Source organism: Caballeronia sp. Lep1P3 (assembly GCF_022879595.1).
GTDB lineage: Bacteria > Pseudomonadota > Gammaproteobacteria > Burkholderiales > Burkholderiaceae > Caballeronia.
On the sequence record NZ_CP084265.1, the window covers coordinates 2,011,677 to 2,030,713 of the forward strand.

Annotated in this window: 14 protein-coding genes; 8 read left to right on the forward strand and 6 right to left on the reverse strand. The window is 65.8% G+C overall.

Annotated elements, in window-relative coordinates:
* Nucleotide 1: 1 nt before the first annotated feature.
* Nucleotides 2–2,635 (reverse strand): mechanosensitive ion channel family protein, encoded by a 2,634-nt coding sequence (locus LDZ27_RS09430; protein WP_244813846.1) that lies wholly within the window; start codon nt 2,633–2,635, stop codon nt 2–4.
* Nucleotides 2,636–2,723: 88 nt separating this feature from the next.
* A complete protein-coding gene (locus LDZ27_RS09435; protein ID WP_244813847.1) occupies nt 2,724–3,197 on the reverse strand; it encodes a hypothetical protein in 474 nt (157 codons plus the stop codon).
* A gap of 281 nt (nt 3,198–3,478) precedes the next feature.
* On the opposite strand from LDZ27_RS09435, the gene LDZ27_RS09440 reads away from it, so the two are divergent.
* The 6 genes from LDZ27_RS09440 (at nt 3,479) to LDZ27_RS09465 (ending at nt 13,980) form a co-directional block, all read left to right on the forward strand.
* Nucleotides 3,479–3,778 (forward strand): hypothetical protein, encoded by a 300-nt coding sequence (locus LDZ27_RS09440; protein ID WP_244813848.1) that lies wholly within the window; start codon nt 3,479–3,481, stop codon nt 3,776–3,778.
* A 445-nt stretch (nt 3,779–4,223) separates the two neighbouring features.
* Entirely contained in the window at nt 4,224–5,066 is an 843-nt protein-coding gene (locus LDZ27_RS09445; protein WP_370653290.1) for an IclR family transcriptional regulator, read from the forward strand.
* 300 nt (nt 5,067–5,366) lie between these two features.
* The gene (locus LDZ27_RS09450; protein WP_244813850.1) at nt 5,367–6,749 is read left to right on the forward strand and encodes an MdtA/MuxA family multidrug efflux RND transporter periplasmic adaptor subunit; all 1,383 of its coding nucleotides are present in this window, start codon (nt 5,367–5,369) and stop codon (nt 6,747–6,749) included.
* A 16-nt stretch (nt 6,750–6,765) separates the two neighbouring features.
* The gene (locus LDZ27_RS09455; protein ID WP_244813851.1) at nt 6,766–9,888 is read left to right on the forward strand and encodes an MdtB/MuxB family multidrug efflux RND transporter permease subunit; all 3,123 of its coding nucleotides are present in this window, start codon (nt 6,766–6,768) and stop codon (nt 9,886–9,888) included.
* A gap of 3 nt (nt 9,889–9,891) precedes the next feature.
* Entirely contained in the window at nt 9,892–13,227 is a 3,336-nt protein-coding gene (locus LDZ27_RS09460; RefSeq protein WP_244813852.1) for an efflux RND transporter permease subunit, read from the forward strand.
* A 96-nt stretch (nt 13,228–13,323) separates the two neighbouring features.
* On the forward strand, nt 13,324–13,980 hold the full coding sequence (locus LDZ27_RS09465; RefSeq protein ID WP_244816101.1) for an SDR family oxidoreductase: 657 nt from the start codon (nt 13,324–13,326) through the stop codon (nt 13,978–13,980).
* Between the two features lie 12 nt (nt 13,981–13,992).
* Here LDZ27_RS09465 and kdpE read toward each other — a convergent pair whose 3' ends face one another.
* From kdpE to LDZ27_RS09485, 4 genes are read right to left on the reverse strand one after another with little or no spacing between them, the layout of a single operon-like run.
* The gene (gene kdpE, locus LDZ27_RS09470) at nt 13,993–14,691 is read right to left on the reverse strand and encodes a two-component system response regulator KdpE (RefSeq protein WP_244813853.1); all 699 of its coding nucleotides are present in this window, start codon (nt 14,689–14,691) and stop codon (nt 13,993–13,995) included.
* A 44-nt stretch (nt 14,692–14,735) separates the two neighbouring features.
* Nucleotides 14,736–15,710: a quinone oxidoreductase gene (locus LDZ27_RS09475; protein ID WP_244813854.1), complete on the reverse strand. Its 975-nt coding sequence runs from the start codon at nt 15,708–15,710 to the stop codon at nt 14,736–14,738.
* A 36-nt stretch (nt 15,711–15,746) separates the two neighbouring features.
* Complete coding sequence (locus LDZ27_RS09480) at nt 15,747–16,136, reverse strand: methylglyoxal synthase (protein WP_244813855.1); 390 nt, start codon at nt 16,134–16,136, stop codon at nt 15,747–15,749.
* Nucleotides 16,137–16,146: 10 nt separating this feature from the next.
* Nucleotides 16,147–16,926 carry an SDR family oxidoreductase gene (locus LDZ27_RS09485; protein ID WP_244813856.1) on the reverse strand — a complete coding sequence of 260 codons (780 nt, stop codon included), beginning with the start codon at nt 16,924–16,926 and terminating at the stop codon, nt 16,147–16,149.
* A 296-nt stretch (nt 16,927–17,222) separates the two neighbouring features.
* Between LDZ27_RS09485 and upp the strand changes: the two genes are divergently transcribed.
* Nucleotides 17,223–17,876: a uracil phosphoribosyltransferase gene (gene upp, locus LDZ27_RS09490; RefSeq protein WP_244813857.1), complete on the forward strand. Its 654-nt coding sequence runs from the start codon at nt 17,223–17,225 to the stop codon at nt 17,874–17,876.
* Between the two features lie 315 nt (nt 17,877–18,191).
* Nucleotides 18,192–18,920 carry a YebC/PmpR family DNA-binding transcriptional regulator gene (locus LDZ27_RS09495; RefSeq protein WP_244813858.1) on the forward strand — a complete coding sequence of 243 codons (729 nt, stop codon included), beginning with the start codon at nt 18,192–18,194 and terminating at the stop codon, nt 18,918–18,920.
* Nucleotides 18,921–19,037 lie beyond the last annotated feature (117 nt).

Consider the following 19,037-nt stretch of genomic DNA (forward strand, 5'->3'; position numbering starts at 1 on the left):
TTTAGCCCTTGCCCGGCTCGGGCGCCATCGGGATTTGCGGCGGAATCGGCACCGAAAGGTCCGTCGCGGGCGGCGCGGGCCGCGGCTCGTGCGATAGGTCCACCGCGTGCGGCGACGCGTCCTCGTTCGCGAGCGGCGGCTCTTCGGCAACCCAGATGCGCTTGGCTCTCGCCGCTTCTTCGCCGTAGCCGCCATTACCGCCGGCGTCCGCGCGGCGCGACATCTGAACCTGCATCTGCGGCACGGGAATGTCGAGGCCCGCTTCGTCCATCTTGCGCTTGATGCCTAGATTGAACGCCCGCGCGACGCTCCATTGCTGTAGCGGCCGCGTCTTGATCTGCCCTTTCACGACCATCCAGTTCGGATCGAAACGATCCAGTCCCCACACTTCGACCGGACCCAGCATTTCTCGCCGGTAGCGCAAGTCGTCCATCAGGTCCGCGCCGACCTCGCTGATCATTTCGGTCACTTGCTCGACATCCGCCGAGAACGGCACGCGCACCTCGAACACCGCGTAGGCGAAATCGCGCGACAGATTCTTCACTGTCTTGATTTGCGAGAACGGAATGGCATGGATCGCGCCCTGGCCGTCGCGCAGGCGCACGGTGCGTATCGTCAGGCTTTCGACGATGCCCGCGTGCCCGCCTTCCACTTCGATCGAATCGCCGACGGAAATAGTGTCCTCGATGATGATGAAAAGCCCGGTGATCAGGTCCGCGACGAGCGATTGCGCGCCGAAGCCGACCGCAAGCCCGATCACGCCCGCGCCGGCGAGCAGCGGCGTCACGTTCAGGCCGAGATTCGCCGCCGTGACGATCGCCGCGACGAGAAGCAGCACGACGAACACGACGTTGCGCACGAGCGGCAGCATCGTGCGCGCGCGCATGCTCGGCCCGCGCCCGCCGCGCCGCGCGGAATCGGGCTTGAGCGTCTCCTGAATGCCGGTGTCGATCAGAATCCAGATCAGCCATACGACGAAGAACGTCAGCACGATCATCGCGACCGCGTGCGTGATGCCGCGCGCCGCGACGCTGCGCTCGGCCATGTCCGCGAGCGAAAAGCCCCAGAAGCGCGACGACAGTTCGAGAAACGCGAGCCATACGCCGACCACGATCATCGTGCCGACGAACTTGACGAGCCGCCGCACATACGCCGACTGGCGGCGCGGCTTGCGCGACTTCGGCCGCGTGATGCGCATCACGATGGCCGACAGAAAGAACGCGACGACGAGCAAACCCGCCGTTGCGATCGCCATTTGCAGCACATTCTCCGACGTGCCGATGCCCGCGAGCGTCGCCACCACGGACGCCGACGCGAGCAGAAGCAGCGGCAACTGCCAGAGCGACGCGACGACGTCGAACGTCTCGGTCGCCGCCTTGCGCGTGTTGCGCTGCTCGTAGGTGCGGCTGCGGATCAGATGCGCGACCGGCCGCTGGAACGCGAGCGCGAAGTACGCCGTGAGCGCCGCCGCGCCCATGTTCGCGCACGTCGAGATGAGCGCCGAAAGATTGGTGCCGAGCTGCTGCGCGACGTCGTAGTTGGCGGCGGCATCGCCGAGCGCCCCGAGCGTGCCGATCGCGAAAAGCAGCCGCCGCGCGCGCACGATCAGCAGGTTCACCGCGACGCGCCGGTGCGCCGAGCCGAACAGCGAAAACATGATGAGGCAGATGGCCGAGAACACCGCGCCCGCGACGATCGCGTAGGCGGTGACCATCGCGAGCGTGCGGCCGAGCGACTGCGGCATCATGTGCGCGAAGGTCAGCGCGGCGAGAAACGCGAAAAGGTATGGCGCGACGCGGCGCATCGTGAAGAGCAGCAGCTCGCGCGTCGTCGGATTCGAGTGCAGGCCCGCGTCGATGCCGTAGCGTTTCTGAATGCGCCGCTGCAACGCGACCAGCACGAACGCGCACGCGCCCCAGCCGGCGAGCATCGCGAAATAGTTGAAGACCGTGCGGCCGAACGGCTCGCGGCTCTGGCTCGTGACGATGGTGAAAAGCTCGTTGCCCGCCGCGTTGAAGCGCCCGCTCCAGTACGCGATCGGCGTCTTGCCGCGCTTCACGTCGGCTTCGATGCTGGTGAGCGCGGAGGCGATCGCGCCGAGCAAGCCCGCGTTCTGCGCGATGCTCGCGACCACCGACGAAGCCGCCGACATCACCGGCGCGCTCGCGCCGTCGGCTTGCGCCGCGGGTTGCGCGGCGTCGGCGGGCGATGCGGCGCCCGCGGATTGCGCCGCGCGCTTGGCGTCGCGCAGCTTCTTCAACTGCGACAGCAGCGCCGTGCGCTGGCGATCGCTGTCGAGCGTCGCGATCACGTTGTCGAGCGAGCGCAGCATGTCGGCGTCCGAGACAACGGGCGCGGAGGCGCTCGAAGCCGCATCCGCCGACGATGCCGGCGCCGGCGCGGGCGGCGCGATCAGTTCCTGGAACGACGGCAGATCGAGCGCGGGCGCGGCTTGCGCAGCGAAAATCGACGGCGGGAAGAATGAGAAAAGCGCGGCGAGAAGGAGCGTCGTCAGGAACGATATCGCATGGATTCCGGGGATGCCCGCCCGTGCGCGCCATCGCGCGAGAGCGCAGGTCCGGGATATCGCGACGAACGCCAGCGCGCCGCGATGCGCGAGCTTGCGTGGTTTCATAACGGTCTCGATTTCCGAAAGACCGCCAGTTTAGCGGCTGCCCCACGCGCGCCGGGCAACGCGGACGTAACGGAATGTTAAGTGCGGCTTATTTGTCCATGTCGCTGCGCGGGTCGGGAGAATCCGAGGAAGCAGCGCTGGAAGAAGCGCCGGAAGCAGCCCCGGATGCCTGCGCCTGCGATGCGCCGCGCTCCTTCGACCAGTCCTGCAGCTTGCGGCCCGCGCTTTGCAGGCCCGCGCCCGTCGCGCTCGCGGCGTTGTCGATCGCCGCATTCGTTGCGCTCGCCGCGCCCTCGAGATTCGCGCGCGCCGACGCCGCGACGCCGCTCGCGGAAATAGCGGGCATCGATCCCGCGCCGTCGAGATTCTGCTGCGCCGACTGTTTCGCGGCATCGACCTTCTGGCCGACGTAACTCGCGGCCTGATCGAACTTCTGGGTGGTCTGACTTGCGAGGTTGTTCAGCGCGCCCGCTGCCTGGCCTGCATCCGCGTCGTGCTTTTCGCATGCGGCGAGCACGCCGAGCGCTACGAGCGCGATTGCGATCCGGGTAATGGGCGTCATGGGTGTCATCGGTGTCATCTTCATGGTGCTGCCTCCTGCGCGATGCGTGCGCTTCCGCGCGTCTTGAAAAAGCGCGCCCATGATACGCCGTCTGCCGGCGCCCAAGAAACGAAAGCTTGCATGGGAGGGGAACTGCCGACAGCGCAACCGGACGATTTCGCCGACTGCATTCAACAACGGCATCGTTCACATTTAGGAGACTTCTGGTTCTGGCGAGCGGCCCGTGCGCTTATATTCGCCCGCAGTTCCGCCCTCCTCTCGTATCTTTCGCCATGCTCCTCATGAATTTCGCCATCGCCCTCGTCGCAGGCCTGATGTTGTTCGAGCCGTTTACGCGCGCGCCGGTCTCCCGCTTCACCACTCACCGGATGCGCCGCATGCTTGCGAAGCGCTCGTACTATCAGGCCGGAGGCGCTTTCTTCGCGGCGCTGGTCGTGGGAACGAGTCAGCCCGCGCCGGAACGTATTTCCCCACTGTTCGTTCTTGGCGTCGCGCTTGTGCTCCTGCTCGCGAGCCTCTACTGGATCGTGCGCGGCAAGCTGCTGCTGAGACAGCGCCGCGTGTTCACCGAACTGCACTAAAAATCGTTGTTCTCGGCGCGACTGGCGCCGCGCTCTCGTGCGCGGCGTTTTCGAAGATCTCGCCGCTTTCCTGATCGCTGACCAATCCCTCGGCGCAGGCGAAAAAAAAGGCGCTACGTTTCCGTAGCGCCTTAAAAGTTCTAGCCATTCCGAGGGCCGTGCTAGAACCTGAGAGCCTGTGATTCCAAAGCGCGGAGCGGGAAGCGGACGCGCACATCGTCCCGCCGTTTCAAAATCGGATTCCATTTTTTCCGGGATCGCTGCCCAAGTCAAGCAAAATTTCTGCGTCCGGGCATCTGCCCGGATCGTCTGTTGCGAACACGACGCAACGGAAAGCGTCATCGGCCTTACCGCTTATCATCGGGGCTTGCATCGTTTGCAAACTTCATCATCGCTCAATCGACGCGAGCCAACCCCGCATTCGAAACAACGTTTCAAAAATCAAATGCATCCGATGAGCAAGCCGTCGCCGGGCCGCGACAAGACAAAGGAGAAGGAAGGCGACGAAGTCACCGCGCTCGCGCGCGGACTCGACGTCCTGCGCCGCATCGCCGCCGCCGATGCGCCCGTCAGCAATCGCGAACTGACGGACTGGACGGGCATCCCCAAGCCGACCGTTTCGCGCATCACGGCGACGCTCGTCGGCGCGGGATTGCTGCTGCGCCTCCCCGATAGCGAGCGCTTCGTGCTGACGGCGTCCGTGCTGGAACTGAGCAACGGATTCCTGCGCAATTTCGACATCCGCGCGCGAGCCAGGCCGTTCTTGATCGCGCTTGCCGAGCAGACCGGCCTCAGCGTGCATCTCGCCGTGCGCGACCGGCTGGAGATGGTCGTGATCGACGCGATCCGGCCGCGCTCCGCCGTCCTCGTTTCGCGCATGGAAGTCGGCGGCAGGATGGACCTGAGCCGCACGGCTATCGGGCGCGCTTATCTCTCGGTGCTGTCGGAGGCGGACCGGCAGGCGCTGATCGGCAGCCTTCAAACCGCCACCGGCGACGACTGGCCGGCCATCGCGGGCGGCTTGCAGCGCAGCCTCGACGATGCACGCCGCCAGGGTTTCGCGATATCGCTCGGCGAATGGCATAACGGATTGAACGCCGTCGCGGCAGGCTTCGTCGGGCCATCCGAGGAACGCTACTCGGTCAACTGCGGCGGCGCCGCGCATCAGTGCCCGCAGGAAACGCTGGTGTCGACGGTCGCGCCGGCACTGCTCGAATGCGTCGAGCACATCGCGCGCGAGATCGGAGGCACGCCTGCCGCCGCCACGTCCTCACGCAAGACCAAGTAGACTTACGCGCTGGCCGCCGCGCCGCGCGTAGTTGGCATACGCCTGGCTTGCGCGGCATGTAACACTGGTAATCAACCGAAAGAATGCCCGGTGGACGGGCATCCGCGCGGGACGTAGCATCATGCTTCGCGCGCACCGGGGCCGCGCCGGGACTTCTGGCCGAGGCTCTTGCAGCCTGCTTCCTGATTCTTCGGGCAACCGCCCGCCGCCGCTTTCCCGGCCCCCGCCCCGACCGCATCGCAGCGATGCCGCCCATCCGCGCTCCGTACTACAGACTTGGAATCACCCAGCCACCGAACGATGGACGACCAAAAGAATCCTCCCGCCGCGCCGCGCCCGACGCCCGCCCGTCCTGCCGACCCAGCCGCTCCCGTCGATCCCGCTCCGCCCGTTACGGCCGCGCCGCCGCGCCGTCGCCGGATCGTGCCGCTCGTCGTGGCAATATTGATCGTCGCGGGCGCGCTCGCGTGGTGGCATCCGTGGAATCGGGGCGCCACGTCGGGACAGCCGCAGGAAGCGCGTCAGGGCGCGCGGCGCGGCGGCGCGAATCCGATGAACCAGCCGCAGCCGGTGCACGTCGCGACGGTCTCGCAAGGCGAAATGCCCGTCGTCATCAATGCGCTCGGCACCGTCACGCCGCTCGCCAACGTCACGGTGAAGACGCAACTGAACGGCACGCTGATGGACGTCGCGTTCAGGGAAGGCCAGATGGTCAAGAAAGGCGATCTGCTCGCGCAGATCGATCCGCGTCCCTATAAAATCTCGCTGCGCAACGCCGAAGGCACGCTCGCGCGCGACCAGGCGCTGCTGCAGACCGCGCGTCTCGATTTGCAGCGCTATCAGACGCTGCTCGCGCAGGATTCCATCGCGAAGCAGCAGGTGGACACGCAGGCATCGCTCGTCAAGCAGTACGAAGGCGCGGTGAAATCGGACCAGGCCAATGTGGATACCTACAAGCTCGATCTCGCCTACGCGCGCATCACCGCGCCGGTGTCGGGCCGCGTGGGTCTGCGTCAGGTCGATCCGGGCAACTACGTGACCACCGGCGACACGAACGGCGTCGTCGTCATCACGCAGCTTCAGCCGATCAGCGTCATCTTCACGACCTCCGAGGACAACCTCGCCGCCATCATGAAGCCGCTGCACGCGGGCACGAAGATGTCGGTCACGGCCTACGACCGCGCGAACACCACTGCGCTCGAAGCGGGTTATCTCGAGACCGTGGACAACCAGATCGACACCGCCACCGGCACGGTCAAGCTGCGCGCCACCTTCGAAAACAAGGGCAACATGCTGTTTCCGAACCAGTTCGTGAATACGAAACTGCTCGTCGACGTAATCAGGGACGCGACCATCGTGCCGACGTCGGCGGTGCTGAACGGCTCCTCGGGTTCGTTCGTATATGTCGTGAAGGCGGACAACACGGTGACCGTGCGCAACGTGAAAACCGGCCCGGTCGATGGCGAGCGCACGAGCATCAAGTCGGGCCTGCAAGTGGGCGAGCGCGTGGTCATCGACGGTTCGGACCGCCTGAAGGAAGGCGCGAAGATCACGATTCCGGCGGAAAAGGCCAAGGGCGCTTCGGGCGCATCAGGCGCATCCGCCGCTTCCGCCGCCGCCCCGGCATCCGGTGCATCGGGCGCGCATCGCGGCGGGCGTCGACGCCAGCAACAGCAGCAGTAACGTTTAAGCATCGCGCATGAATCCCTCCCGCATTTTTATCCTGCGCCCGGTCGGCACGGCGCTTCTGATGGCGGCGATCATGCTGGTCGGCCTGGTCGCCTTGCGTTTTCTGCCGCTCTCCGCGCTGCCCGCCGTCGACTATCCGACCATTCAGGTGCAGACGTTCTACCCCGGCGCGTCGCCGGACGTGATGACATCGAGCGTCACCGCGCCGCTCGAAAAGCAGTTCGGGCAGATGGCGAGCCTGAACCAGATGTCGTCGCAGAGTTCGGCGGGGGCGTCGGTCATCACGCTGCAGTTCAGCCTCGACTTGCCGCTCGACATCGCCGAACAGGAAGTGCAGGCGGCGATCAACGCGGCGGGCAACCTGCTGCCATCCGACCTGCCCGCGCCGCCGATCTACGCGAAGGTGAACCCCGCCGACGCGCCGATCATGACGCTCGCGATCAGTTCGAAGACGCTGCCGCTCACGCAGGTGCAGGATCTGGCGGACACGCGCCTCGCGCAGAAGATTTCGCAGGTTGCGGGCGTGGGCCTCGTGTCGGTGAGCGGCGGAAACCGGCCGGCGGTGCGCATCCAGGCGAACACGCGCGCGCTCGCGTCGTATGGCCTCAATATCGACGACTTGCGCACCACGATTTCGAACCTCAACGTCAACACGCCGAAGGGCAATTTCGACGGCCCCACGCGCGCATACACCATCAACGCGAACGATCAGTTGACCGACGCGAGCGCATACAAGAGCGCGGTGGTCGCGTATCGCAACGGGCGGCCGGTCATGCTGACGGACGTGGCGACGATCGTGCAGGGACCGGAAAACACGAAGCTCGGCGCATGGGTCGATTCGACGCCCGCCATCATCCTCAACGTGCAGCGCCAGCCGGGCGCGAACGTGATCCAGGTGGTCGACGGCATCAAGAAACTGCTGCCGCAATTGCAGCAGGCGCTGCCGGCCGCGCTCGACGTGCGCGTCGTCACCGACCGCACCACGACCATTCGCGCGTCCGTGCGCGACGTGCAGTTCGAACTGGCGCTGTCCGTCGTGCTGGTCGTGATGGTCATCTATCTGTTCCTCGCGAACGTCTACGCAACCATCATCCCGAGCCTGTCGGTGCCGCTCTCGCTCGTCGGCACGCTCGCCGTGATGTACCTCTGCGGCTTCTCGCTCGACAATCTCTCGCTCATGGCGCTGACCATCGCAACAGGCTTCGTCGTCGACGACGCCATTGTGATGATCGAGAACATCGCGCGCTACGTGGAAGAAGGCGAATCGCCGCTCGAAGCCGCGCTGAAGGGCTCGCGGCAGATCGGTTTCACCATCATTTCGCTCACGGTCTCGCTCATCGCCGTGCTGATTCCGCTGCTCTTCATGGGCGATGTCGTCGGCCGGCTCTTTCATGAATTCGCGATCACGCTCGCCGTGACCATCGTGATTTCGGCGATCGTCTCGCTCACGCTCGTGCCGATGATGTGCGCGAAGCTGCTGCGCCACACGCCGCCGAAGGACAGCAAGCGTTTCGAGGCGCGCGCGCATCAGTTCATCGATTACGTGATCGGCCGTTACGCGGTGGCGCTCGAATGGGTGCTCGCGCGGCAGCACGCGACGCTGTTCGTCGCGGTGCTCACGCTCGTTCTGACCGGCGTGCTGTACGTGTTCATTCCGAAGGGCTTCTTTCCGACGCAGGACACGGGCGTGATTCAGGCCATCACGCAGGCGCCGCAAGCGGCGTCGTATCAGGCGGTCGCCGAGCAGCAACAGGCGCTCGCGCAAAAGATTCTGCAGGACCCGGACGTCGAGAGCCTGACGTCGTTCATCGGCGTGGACGGCACGAACATCACGCTCAATAGCGGGCGCATGCTCATCAACCTGAAGCCGCGCGACGACCGCAGCAATACATCGAGCGAAATCATCCGCACCATTCAGGACGAAGTGGCCGACATTCCCGGCATCAAGCTGTACATGCAGCCGGTGCAGGATTTGACGATCGACTCCACCGTCAGTCCGACGCAGTATCAGTTCATGCTGACGGACCCGAATCCGTCCGAGTTCGCGCAATGGGTGCCGAAGCTCGTGGACCGGCTGCAACATACGTCGATCCTGACCGATGTGGCCACGGACCTTCAGCAGAACGGGCAGTCCGTGTACGTGGAAATCGACCGCGAAACGGCGGCGCGCTTCGGCATCACGCCCGCGACCGTCGACAACGCGCTTTACGACGCCTTCGGCCAGCGCATCATCTCGACGATTTTCACGCAGTCGAACCAGTACCGCGTGATTCTCGAAGCCGAACCGTCCGACGCGCACTACAGCGAAACGCTCGACGGCATCTATCTGCCCTCTTCCACCGCGACGAACGGGCAAGTGCCGCTTTCGGCCATCGCCAAGTTCCACGAACGCGCGGCGCCGTTGCTCGTCACGCATCTCGGGCAGTTTCCGGCGACGACCGTGTCGTTCAATCTCGCGAAGGGCGCGTCGCTCGGCGCGGCGGTCAAGGCGATCGAAGCGGCGAAGAGTGAAATCGGCTTGCCCGCGTCGTTCCAAATTCGCTATCAGGGCGCGGCGCTCGCGTTCCAGGCGTCGCTTTCGAACGAACTGTTCCTGATTCTCGCGGCCATCGTCACGATGTACATCGTGCTCGGCGTGCTGTACGAGAGCTTCATCCATCCGATCACCATTCTGTCGACGCTGCCCTCGGCGGGCGTCGGCGCGCTGCTTTCGCTGATGATCACCGGGCACGATCTCGACATCATCGGGATCATCGGCATCGTGCTTTTGATCGGCATCGTGAAGAAGAATGCGATCATGATGATCGACTTCGCGCTCGAAGCCGAACGCGAGCAAGGCAAGTCGCCGCGCGACGCGATTTTTCAGGCGTGTCTCTTGCGCTTTCGCCCGATTCTGATGACGACGATGGCGGCCCTTCTCGGCGCGCTGCCGCTGATGCTCGGCTGGGGCGCGGGTTCGGAGTTGCGGCATCCGCTCGGCATCGCGATCGTCGGCGGTTTGATCGTCTCGCAGTTGCTCACGCTTTTCACGACGCCCGTGATCTATCTCGGCTTCGATTCGCTCGGCCGCCGGCTGCGCGCGCGCTTCGGCGGCGGCATGAACCCGGCGCATCCGGCGAGCGACGTGGAGTAAGCCATGAACCTGTCGCGCCTCTTCATCGCCCGGCCGGTTGCCACGACGCTGCTCGCCATCGGCATCGCGCTCGCGGGCATGTTCGCGTTCGTGCGGCTGCCGGTCGCGCCGCTGCCGCAAGTCGATTTCCCGACCATCTCCGTGCAGGCGCAGTTGCCCGGCGCGAGTCCCGAGACGGTCGCGACGAGCGTCGCGAGCCCGCTCGAACGGCATCTCGGCAGCATCGCGGATGTGAGCGAAATGACGTCGATGAGTTCGGTCGGCACCACGCGCATCACGCTGCAATTCGGCCTGAACCGCGACATCGACGGCGCCGCGCGCGATGTTCAAGCCGCGATCAACGCCGCCCGCGCGGACCTGCCGACCGCGCTGCGCAGCAACCCGACGTATCACAAGGTCAATCCCGCCGACGCGCCGATTCTCGTGCTCGCGCTTTCGTCGCCCACGCGCACGGCGGGCTCGCTCTACGATTCCGCCGCGACCGTGCTTCAGCAGACGCTTTCGACGGTGCCGGGCGTCGGCGAAGTCGATGTGAGCGGCTCCGCGAATCCGGCCGTGCGCGTGGAACTGGAGCCGGGCGCGCTCTTTCACTACGGGCTCGGGCTCGAAGACGTGCGCGCGGCGCTCGCGGCGGCGAACGCGAACAGTCCGAAGGGCGCGATCGAGTTCAAGGGCACGCATGTCCAGCTCTACACGAACGATCAGGCGAGCAAGGCGTCGCAATACAAGGATCTCGTCGTCGCGTACCGCAACGGCTCGGCGGTGAAGCTCTCGGATGTGGGCGAAGTGGCCGATTCGGTCGAAGACTTGCGCAACCTCGGTCTCATCAACAACAAGCGCGCGGTGCTCGTCATTCTGTATCGGCAGCCGGGCGCGAACATCATCGAGACGATCGACCGCGTGAAGGCGATGCTGCCGCAATTGCAGGCGGCGCTGCCCGCCGACGTGCAGATCACGCCGACCGCCGACCGCTCCACGACCATCCGCTCCTCGCTGCACGACACCGAACTCACGCTCGTGATCGCGGTGGCGCTCGTCGTGATGGTCGTGTTCCTCTTTCTGCGCAACTGGCGCGCGACGCTCATCCCGAGCGTCGCCGTGCCGATCTCGATCATCGGCACGTTCGCGGCCATGTATCTGCTCGGCTTTTCGCTCGACAATCTCTCGCTGATGGCGCTCACCATCGCGACGGGATTCGTCGTCGACGACGCCATCGTCGTGCTGGAGAACATCTCGCGGCATGTCGAAAAGGGCGTGCCGCGCATGCGGGCGGCGATCATCGGCGCGCGCGAAGTGGGCTTCACGGTGCTGTCGATCAGCGTGTCGCTCGTCGCCGTGTTCCTGCCTATTCTGCTCATGGGCGGCATCGTCGGGCGGCTTTTCCGCGAATTCGCGCTGACGCTCTCGCTGGCGATAGGCGTGTCGCTCGTCGTCTCGCTCACCGTCACGCCGATGATGTGCTCGCGCCTGCTCGAGGAATCGCACGAGAAGCGCGCGGAAGGACGCGTCGCGCGCTGGCTGGAGCGGCAATTCGAGCGCATGCAGCGCGGCTATGCGCGCACGCTCGGCTGGGCGCTCGCGCACCCGCGCACCATCTTGCTGATTCTGCTCGCGACCATCGGGCTCAATGTCTATCTGTACGTGATCGTGCCCAAGGGCTTTTTCCCGCAGCAGGACACGGGGCGCATCATCGGCGGGATTCAGGCGGACCAGAGCACGTCGTTTCAGGCGATGAAAACCAAGTTCGCCGAGATGATGCGCATCGTCGAGGCCGATCCCGCCGTCGACAGCGTCGCGGGTTTCACGGGCGGGCGCTCCACCAATTCCGGCTTCATGTTCATCTCGCTCAAGCCCAAGAGCGAGCGCAAGGTGTCGGCCGATGCGGTGATCAATCGCCTGCGCAGGCCGCTCGCCGACGTCGCCGGCGCGCGCACGTTCCTTCAGGCGGTGCAGGACATTCGCGTGGGCGGACGGCAGTCGAATGCGCAGTATCAGTTCACGCTGCTCTCCGATACCACGTCCGATCTGTACACATGGGGGCCGAAGATCACCGAGGCGCTGCAGCATCGACCCGAACTCACCGACGTCAATTCGGACCAGCAGCAAGGCGGCCTCGAAGCGATGGTCACGTTCGACCGCGCCACCGCCGCGCGCCTGAACATCAAGCCCGCGCAGATCGACAACACGCTCTACGACGCATTCGGCCAGCGGCAGGTCTCGACCATCTACAACCCGCTGTCGCAGTATCACGTCGTGATGGAAGTCGCGCCGAAGTACTGGCAGGACCCCGAGATGCTCAAGCAGATTTACATCAGCACATCGGGCGGCACGGCGAGCGGCTCGGCATCGACCAATTCGACGACGACATCGAGCGCGACCAGCACCGCGTCCACCACCGCCACCGGCTCGACCGGCGCGGGCGGCTCGTCCACCAGCACGGCGGACACCACGGCCGCGCTCGCGCTCGCGTCCGTGCGCAATTCCGCGACGAACGCGATCGCGGCGACCGGCAAGTCCGGATCGTCGTCGGGCGCGGCGGTATCGACGTCGAAGGAAACGATGGTGCCGCTGTCGGCCATCGCGAAGTTCGGACCGGGCAACACGCCGCTTTCGGTGAGCCACCAGAGCCAGTTCGTCGCATCGACGATCTCGTTCAACCTGCCGCCGGGCAAGTCGCTGTCCGACGCGACCGCCGCCATCTACGAAACGATGGCCGAGCTTGGCGTGCCGCAGAGCATCCACGGCAGTTTTCAGGGCACGGCGCAGGCGTTTCAGCAATCGCTCAACGACCAGCCGCTCCTGATTCTCGCGGCCCTCGCGGCGGTGTACATCGTGCTCGGCATCCTCTACGAGAGCTACATTCACCCGATCACCATTCTTTCGACGCTGCCGTCGGCGGGCATCGGCGCGCTGCTCGCGCTGCTGCTCTTTCACACGGAGTTCAGCATCATCGCGCTGATCGCGGTGATTCTGCTGATCGGCATCGTGAAGAAGAACGCGATCATGATGGTCGATTTCGCGATCGACGCGACGCGTCAAGGCGGCAAGACATCGCGCGATGCGATCGAAGAAGCGTGTCTGCTGCGCTTTCGCCCGATCATGATGACGACGGCCGCCGCCCTGCTCGGCGCGCTGCCGCTCGCGTTCGGCACCGGCGAAGGCTCGGAGATGCGCGCGCCGCTCGGCATCGCGATCGTCGGCGGGCTGATCGTCAGTCAGATGCTCACGCTCTATACGACGCCTGTCGTCTATCTCTACATGGATCGCATCCGCGTGCGCTCCGAAGCGCGGCGGGCGCGTCGCAAGGGCGGCGCGCGGCCCGCGGGCGCGGGGCAATAACGCCGCACGCGCCGCGCGTTCGCTAACTTCGGCTGGCACGCGCCGCGAAAATCGCCTAGGGTGTTCTGAGCGTCCAACGCAAGGAGCGTTTCGATGATGGCGATGAAAGTCCTGCTGATCGGCGCGCACGGCCGCACGGGCCGTCACGTCGCGCGGCGCCTGCACGAAGAAGGCATCGGCTTTCGCGCGCTGTTGCGCAAGTCCGCGCACAAGAGCGAATTCGCGGCACTCGGCGCGGAAATCGTGCTCGGCGATCTCACGCACGACTTTTCGCACGCGTTCGACGACATCACGCACGTCGTCTACGCCGCAGGTTCCGCTGAGACCGAAGGCGTCGGCGAGGAACGCGCGATCGACCGCGACGCCGTCATGCGCACCGCCGATTACGCGAAGCGCCGCCGCGTGCGGCAACTGGTCGTGGTGAGCGCGTTGTCGGCGTACCGGCCGCAGGCAAGCCCCCTCGCGCTGCGCCATTATTCGCGGATGAAGCGCCAAGCCGACGACTACGTCGCGCGTCGCGGCGTGCCCTACGCCATTCTTCGCCCCGGCCCGCTTTCGGATGCGCCGGCGCGCGGGACCATCGCGCTCGCGGACGAACGCGTGGAACAGATGCCCGCGGTGTCGCGCGAAGATGTCGCCGAAGTCGTCGTTCGATGCCTCGCGCTCGGGGTGACGAATCGCACGATCGGCTTCGTCGGCGGCGACGCGCCCATCGACGATGCGCTCGACGCGCTCGTCGCGGCCACGGCCTGACGCGCGGTCTCGTCAGCGCGCCCCGACCAGCCGATAACCCACGCCCGTTTCCGTGACGATATGCTCGGGCTGCGCGGCATCGCGCTCGAGCTTCTGCCGCAGATGCGCCATGTAGATGCGCAAGTAGTGCGGACTTTCGACATGCGACGGCCCCCACACTTCCCGCAGCAAGTGCCGGTGCGTCAGCACGCGCCCGGCGTCGCGCACGAGCGTCGCCAGAAGCCGGTATTCGGTCGGCGTCAGATGCACCGTCTCGCCGTCTCGCGTCACGCGCCGCAGCGCGAGATCGACGCTCACATCGCCGAAATTCACGACCGGCGTCTCGCTTCCCGCCGCCTGATTGCGCCGCCGCAAGTGCGCCCGGATGCGCGCCATCAGTTCGGAGACGCCGAAGGGCTTGGTCAGATAATCGTCCGCGCCGGCATCGAGTGCGGCGACCTTCTGTTCTTCCTGCGTGCGCGCGGACAGCACGATCACCGGCACCTCGGACCAGCTTCGCAATTCGCGGATCACGTCGAGGCCGTCCGTGTCCGGCAAGCCCAGATCGACGATGACGAGATCGGGCTTGCGCGTCGCGGCCGCGATCAGCCCTTGCTGGCCGGTTTCCGCTTCGTGCACGCTCATGTTCTGCGCTTCGAGCGACACGCGCACGAAGCGGCGGATCTGCTTCTCGTCCTCGATCAGGACGACGGTGAAAGACGGCTCGCTCATCGTTTTTTTGCGTTCAGTCGTTATCGCGAGGAGCCGTCGTCTGCTCAGGGAAGGAGAATCGTCGAGCCGGTCGTCTTGCGCGCTTCGAGGTCTTCGTGCGCGCGGGCCGCGTCCGCGAGCGAATAGCGCTGGCGCACGTTGGTCTTGACCTTGCCCGACGAGACGACATCGAAAAGCTCGGCTGCCATCGCATCGAGATCGCTGCGCTTCGCGATATAGCTGAAGAGCGTGGGCCGCGTGAAGAAGAGCGAGCCGCGTCCCGCGAATTCCGACGAATCGATGGGCGGCAGCGGCCCCGACGAATTGCCGAAGCTCACGAAAAGGCCGAGCGGCGCGAGGCAATCGAGCGAGGCGATGTACGTGTCCTTGCCGATCGAGTCGTAGACGACCGGCACGCCCGCGCCGTTGGTGACTTCGCGCACGCGCTGCGTGAAGTTATCGCGCGTGTAGACGATCGGGTAATCGCAGCCGTGCGCCTTCGCGAGTTCCGCCTTCTCGTCGGAGCCGACCGTGCCGATGACCGTCGCGCCGAGCGCCTTCGCCCACTGGCACGCGAGCATGCCGACGCCGCCCGCCGCCGCGTGAATCAGGACGGTGTCGCCCGCCTTTACGCGATAGGTCCGGCGCAGCAAATATTGCGCGGTGAGACCTTGCAGCATGATCGACGCCGCATCTTCATAGCCGATCGCGTCGGGCAGCTTGACGACGTAATCCGCCGCCATCACGCGCTCCTCGGCATACGCGCCCGGCGGACGCGACGCATACGCCACGCGGTCGCCCGGCTGAAGATGCGTCACGCCCTCGCCCACCGCCGTCACTTCGCCCGCGCCTTCCATGCCGATGCCGCCGGGCAGCGGCATCGGATAAAGGCCCGTGCGGAAATACACGTCGATGAAATTGAGCCCGACCGCATGATGCTTCACGCGGATTTCGCCCTTGCCGGGTTCGCCCACGTTCACATCGACCCACTTCATGACTTCGGGGCCGCCTGGCTTGTCGAATCGGATTGCCTTGGTCATCGCTCGAACGTCTCCTTCGTTTCGTGGATGCTTCCTTCACTGCGCCCGCGAATGCCGCGCGCGCAGTTCGTCGAGAATCATGCGCGCCGTCGCGATGTTGGTCGCGCACGGCACGTTATGCACGTCGCAGGCGCGCACGAGCGCGTTGATGTCGGGCTCGTGCGGTTGCGGCGTCATCGGGTCGCGCAGGAAGATCACCACGCCGATGCGCCCTTCCGCCAGTTCCCCGCCGATTTGCAGGTCGCCGCCGTGCGGGCCGGACAGCTTGCGCTCGACATCGAGCCCGTGCGCCGCCGCGATGCGCGCGCCGGTCGTGCCGGTCGCGACGAGCTGGCACTGCGCGAGCGTGTCGGCGTATTCGCCCGCCAGCGCGACGATGTCGTCCTTTTTCATGTCATGCGCGATCAGCGCGACGCGTGTGCTCATGGCGTCCTTCTCAGTACGTGCCGGGATAGGCGCCGCCATCGATCAGAATGTTCTGCCCGATGATGTAGCCCGCGTGCACGCTGCACAGGAACGCGCAAGTCCGGCCGAACTCGTCCGGATTGCCGAAGCGCCCGGCGGGCAGGCTCTGCGCACGCCGCGCGCGCGCTTCTTCGATGGAGATGTTCTGCGCCTTCGCCTGCGCTTCGAACGTGACGGCGACGCGGTCCGTGTCGAACGTGCCGGGCAGGAGATTGTTGATCGTGACGCCGGTTGCCGCGACCTTGCGCGCGACCCCCGCGACGAAGCCCGTCAGCCCGGAACGCGCGCCGTTGGAGAGGCCGAGCACGTCGATCGGCGCCTTCACCGACGAACTCGTGATGTTCACGATGCGCCCGAAGCCGCGGTCGATCATGCCGTCGATGGTCCGCTTGATGAGCTCGATGGGCGTCAGCATGTTCGCTTCGAGCGCCTTGATCCACATGTCATGCGTGAAATTGCGGAAGTCGCCCGGCGGCGGGCCGCCCGCGTTGTTCACGAGAATGTCCGGCTGCGGGCACGCGGCGAGCGCCGCGTCGTGGCCTTCGGGCGTCGTGATATCGCACGCGATCGCCGTAACACTCACGCCGTACTGCGCGCGGATGCTTTCCGCCGTCGCTTCTAGCGTCTCCGCCGTGCGCGCCGTGATGACGAGATTCACCCCCTCGGCGGCGAGCGCCTCGGCGCAGCCGCGCCCGAGTCCCTTGCTTGCCGCGCACACGAGCGCGGTGCGCCCCGCGATTCCCATATCCATTGTCCGTCTCCCATGATCGTCGTTGCGTGTTCGAATAGGCGGCCGTCGCGCGGCATCGTTGCGCGCATCGAAAGCCTCTCGCGCATTCTAGAAGAATCGGGGCGGCAACGTCGGCGGCAACATCGGCGGTGGCTGCGGTCGAGGCGGCTCCCGCGCGGGCGGCGAATATTCGTGGGCGAAGGCGGCCTTTTCGGTAAACTGTCGCCACTGCCGGCCCGGCGCATCAGACAGCGCCGCGCCCGGCTGCCCACGGCAGGACCCTCACCCGAGCAGGACGCGCGTCGCGCGCGAGACCCATGAAACAAGACAGCCGCTTCCCGAATCTCTTCATCCTCAATCACCCGCTGATCCAGCACAAGCTCACCCACATGCGCGACAAGGACACGTCCACGCGCACGTTCCGCGAACTGCTGCGGGAAATCACGCTGCTGATGGGCTACGAAATCACGCGAAACCTGCAACTCACGACCAAACGCGTCGAGACGCCGCTCGTCGAAATCGACGCGCCGGTGATCGCGGGCAAAAAGCTCGCGATCGTGCCGGTGCTGCGCGCGGGCATCGGCATGTCGGACGGGCTGCTCGACCTGGTTCCGTCGGCGCGCGTCGGGCACATCGGCGTGTATCGCGCGGAGGATCACCGGCCCGTCGAGTATCTCGTGCGCCTGCCGCCCGATCTCGAGGAGCGCGTGTTCATTCTTTGCGATCCGATGGTCGCGACCGGCTACTCCGCCGTCCACGCCGTCGACGTGATGAAGCGGCGCAACGTGCAGGACGAGAACATCATTTTCGTCGCGCTGGTCGCCGCGCCCGAGGGCGTGAAGGTTTTCCAGGACGCGCATCCGAACGTGAAGCTGTACGTCGCGTCGCTGGATTCGCATCTGAACGAGCATGCGTACATCGTCCCCGGTCTCGGCGATGCCGGCGACCGGCTCTTCGGCACGAAAAACTGACGCGCGCGCCGTTTTCGGCGCGTCCGTTCCGTCCCGAATCGCCGGATTGGGGTGCCGCGCCGCTGCTGCCGCCGCGCGGCGCCATGATAAAATTTCGGACTGTTCCCGACGGGGTCCGCACGCGAGCGCAACCGCTCGCCAGCGACGCGCGAACGTCGGCCAGCATCGGCCGAAAAGACCCGGCAGCCGCTTAAAACATGTCGCACGGCTCGCGGCGGCGCGCAGATTCCCGCGCGGACGTTTTCGAATACGCACAAGCACGCATCACAGCACACTAGGCGCGCGGTCTCATGCCGCGCGCGACGGAGAAAGGTAATGGCGGGTCATTCCAAATGGGCCAACATCAAGCATAAGAAAGCAGCGGCCGACGCGAAGAAAGGCAAGGTCTGGACGCGCCTCATCAAGGAAATCCAGGTGGCGGCGCGCATGGGCGGCGGCGACATCGATTCGAACCCGCGCCTGCGGCTCGCCGTCGACAAGGCTTATGACGCGAACATGCCGAAGGACAACATCAACCGCGCGATCCAGCGCGGCGTGGGCGGCGTGGACGGCGCGAATTACGAAGAGATCCGCTACGAAGGCTATGGCATCGGCGGCGCGGCGATCATCGTCGACACGATGACGGACAACCGCACCCGCACCGTCGCGGAAGTGCGCCACGCGTTCTCGAAGTTCGGGGGCAACATGGGCACGGACGGCTCGGTGTCGTTCATGTTCGATCACGTCGGCCAGTTCCTGTTCGCGCCCGGCACGCCGGAAGACAAGCTGATGGACGCCGCGCTCGAAGCCGGCGCCGACGACGTCGTGACCAACGAGGACGGCAGCATCGAAGTGCTCTGCCCGCCTAACGACTTTCAGAAGGTGAAGGACGCGCTCGAAGCCGCGGGCTTCAAGGCCGAACTCGCCGAAGTGACGATGAAACCGCAAACGGAAGTCGAGTTCAGCGGCGACGACGCCGCGAAGATGCAAAAGCTGCTCGACGCGCTCGAAAATCTCGACGACGTGCAGGAAGTCTATACAAACGCCGCCATCAACGACGAGTAAGCCGGCGCGCCGCCTCTCATGGCCCGCGGCCGCCGCGACTGGAACGGCTTTCGCTTTACTGCAACGATTCGAAGGCGCGTGACGCAGCCGATTGTCCGCGCGAGCCGCCTTCGAGCC

Coding starts and splice junctions, on each gene's coding strand:
- LDZ27_RS09430 (WP_244813846.1), bottom strand. CDS start 2,635: ATGAAACCACGCAAGCTCGCGCATCGCGGCGCGCTGGCGTTCGTCGCG.
- LDZ27_RS09435 (WP_244813847.1), bottom strand. CDS start 3,197: ATGACGCCCATTACCCGGATCGCAATCGCGCTCGTAGCGCTCGGCGTG.
- LDZ27_RS09440 (WP_244813848.1), top strand. CDS start 3,479: ATGAATTTCGCCATCGCCCTCGTCGCAGGCCTGATGTTGTTCGAGCCG.
- LDZ27_RS09445 (WP_370653290.1), top strand. CDS start 4,224: ATGCATCCGATGAGCAAGCCGTCGCCGGGCCGCGACAAGACAAAGGAG.
- LDZ27_RS09450 (WP_244813850.1), top strand. CDS start 5,367: ATGGACGACCAAAAGAATCCTCCCGCCGCGCCGCGCCCGACGCCCGCC.
- LDZ27_RS09455 (WP_244813851.1), top strand. CDS start 6,766: ATGAATCCCTCCCGCATTTTTATCCTGCGCCCGGTCGGCACGGCGCTT.
- LDZ27_RS09460 (WP_244813852.1), top strand. CDS start 9,892: ATGAACCTGTCGCGCCTCTTCATCGCCCGGCCGGTTGCCACGACGCTG.
- LDZ27_RS09465 (WP_244816101.1), top strand. CDS start 13,324: ATGGCGATGAAAGTCCTGCTGATCGGCGCGCACGGCCGCACGGGCCGT.
- kdpE (WP_244813853.1), bottom strand. CDS start 14,691: ATGAGCGAGCCGTCTTTCACCGTCGTCCTGATCGAGGACGAGAAGCAG.
- LDZ27_RS09475 (WP_244813854.1), bottom strand. CDS start 15,710: ATGACCAAGGCAATCCGATTCGACAAGCCAGGCGGCCCCGAAGTCATG.
- LDZ27_RS09480 (WP_244813855.1), bottom strand. CDS start 16,136: ATGAGCACACGCGTCGCGCTGATCGCGCATGACATGAAAAAGGACGAC.
- LDZ27_RS09485 (WP_244813856.1), bottom strand. CDS start 16,926: ATGGATATGGGAATCGCGGGGCGCACCGCGCTCGTGTGCGCGGCAAGC.
- upp (WP_244813857.1), top strand. CDS start 17,223: ATGAAACAAGACAGCCGCTTCCCGAATCTCTTCATCCTCAATCACCCG.
- LDZ27_RS09495 (WP_244813858.1), top strand. CDS start 18,192: ATGGCGGGTCATTCCAAATGGGCCAACATCAAGCATAAGAAAGCAGCG.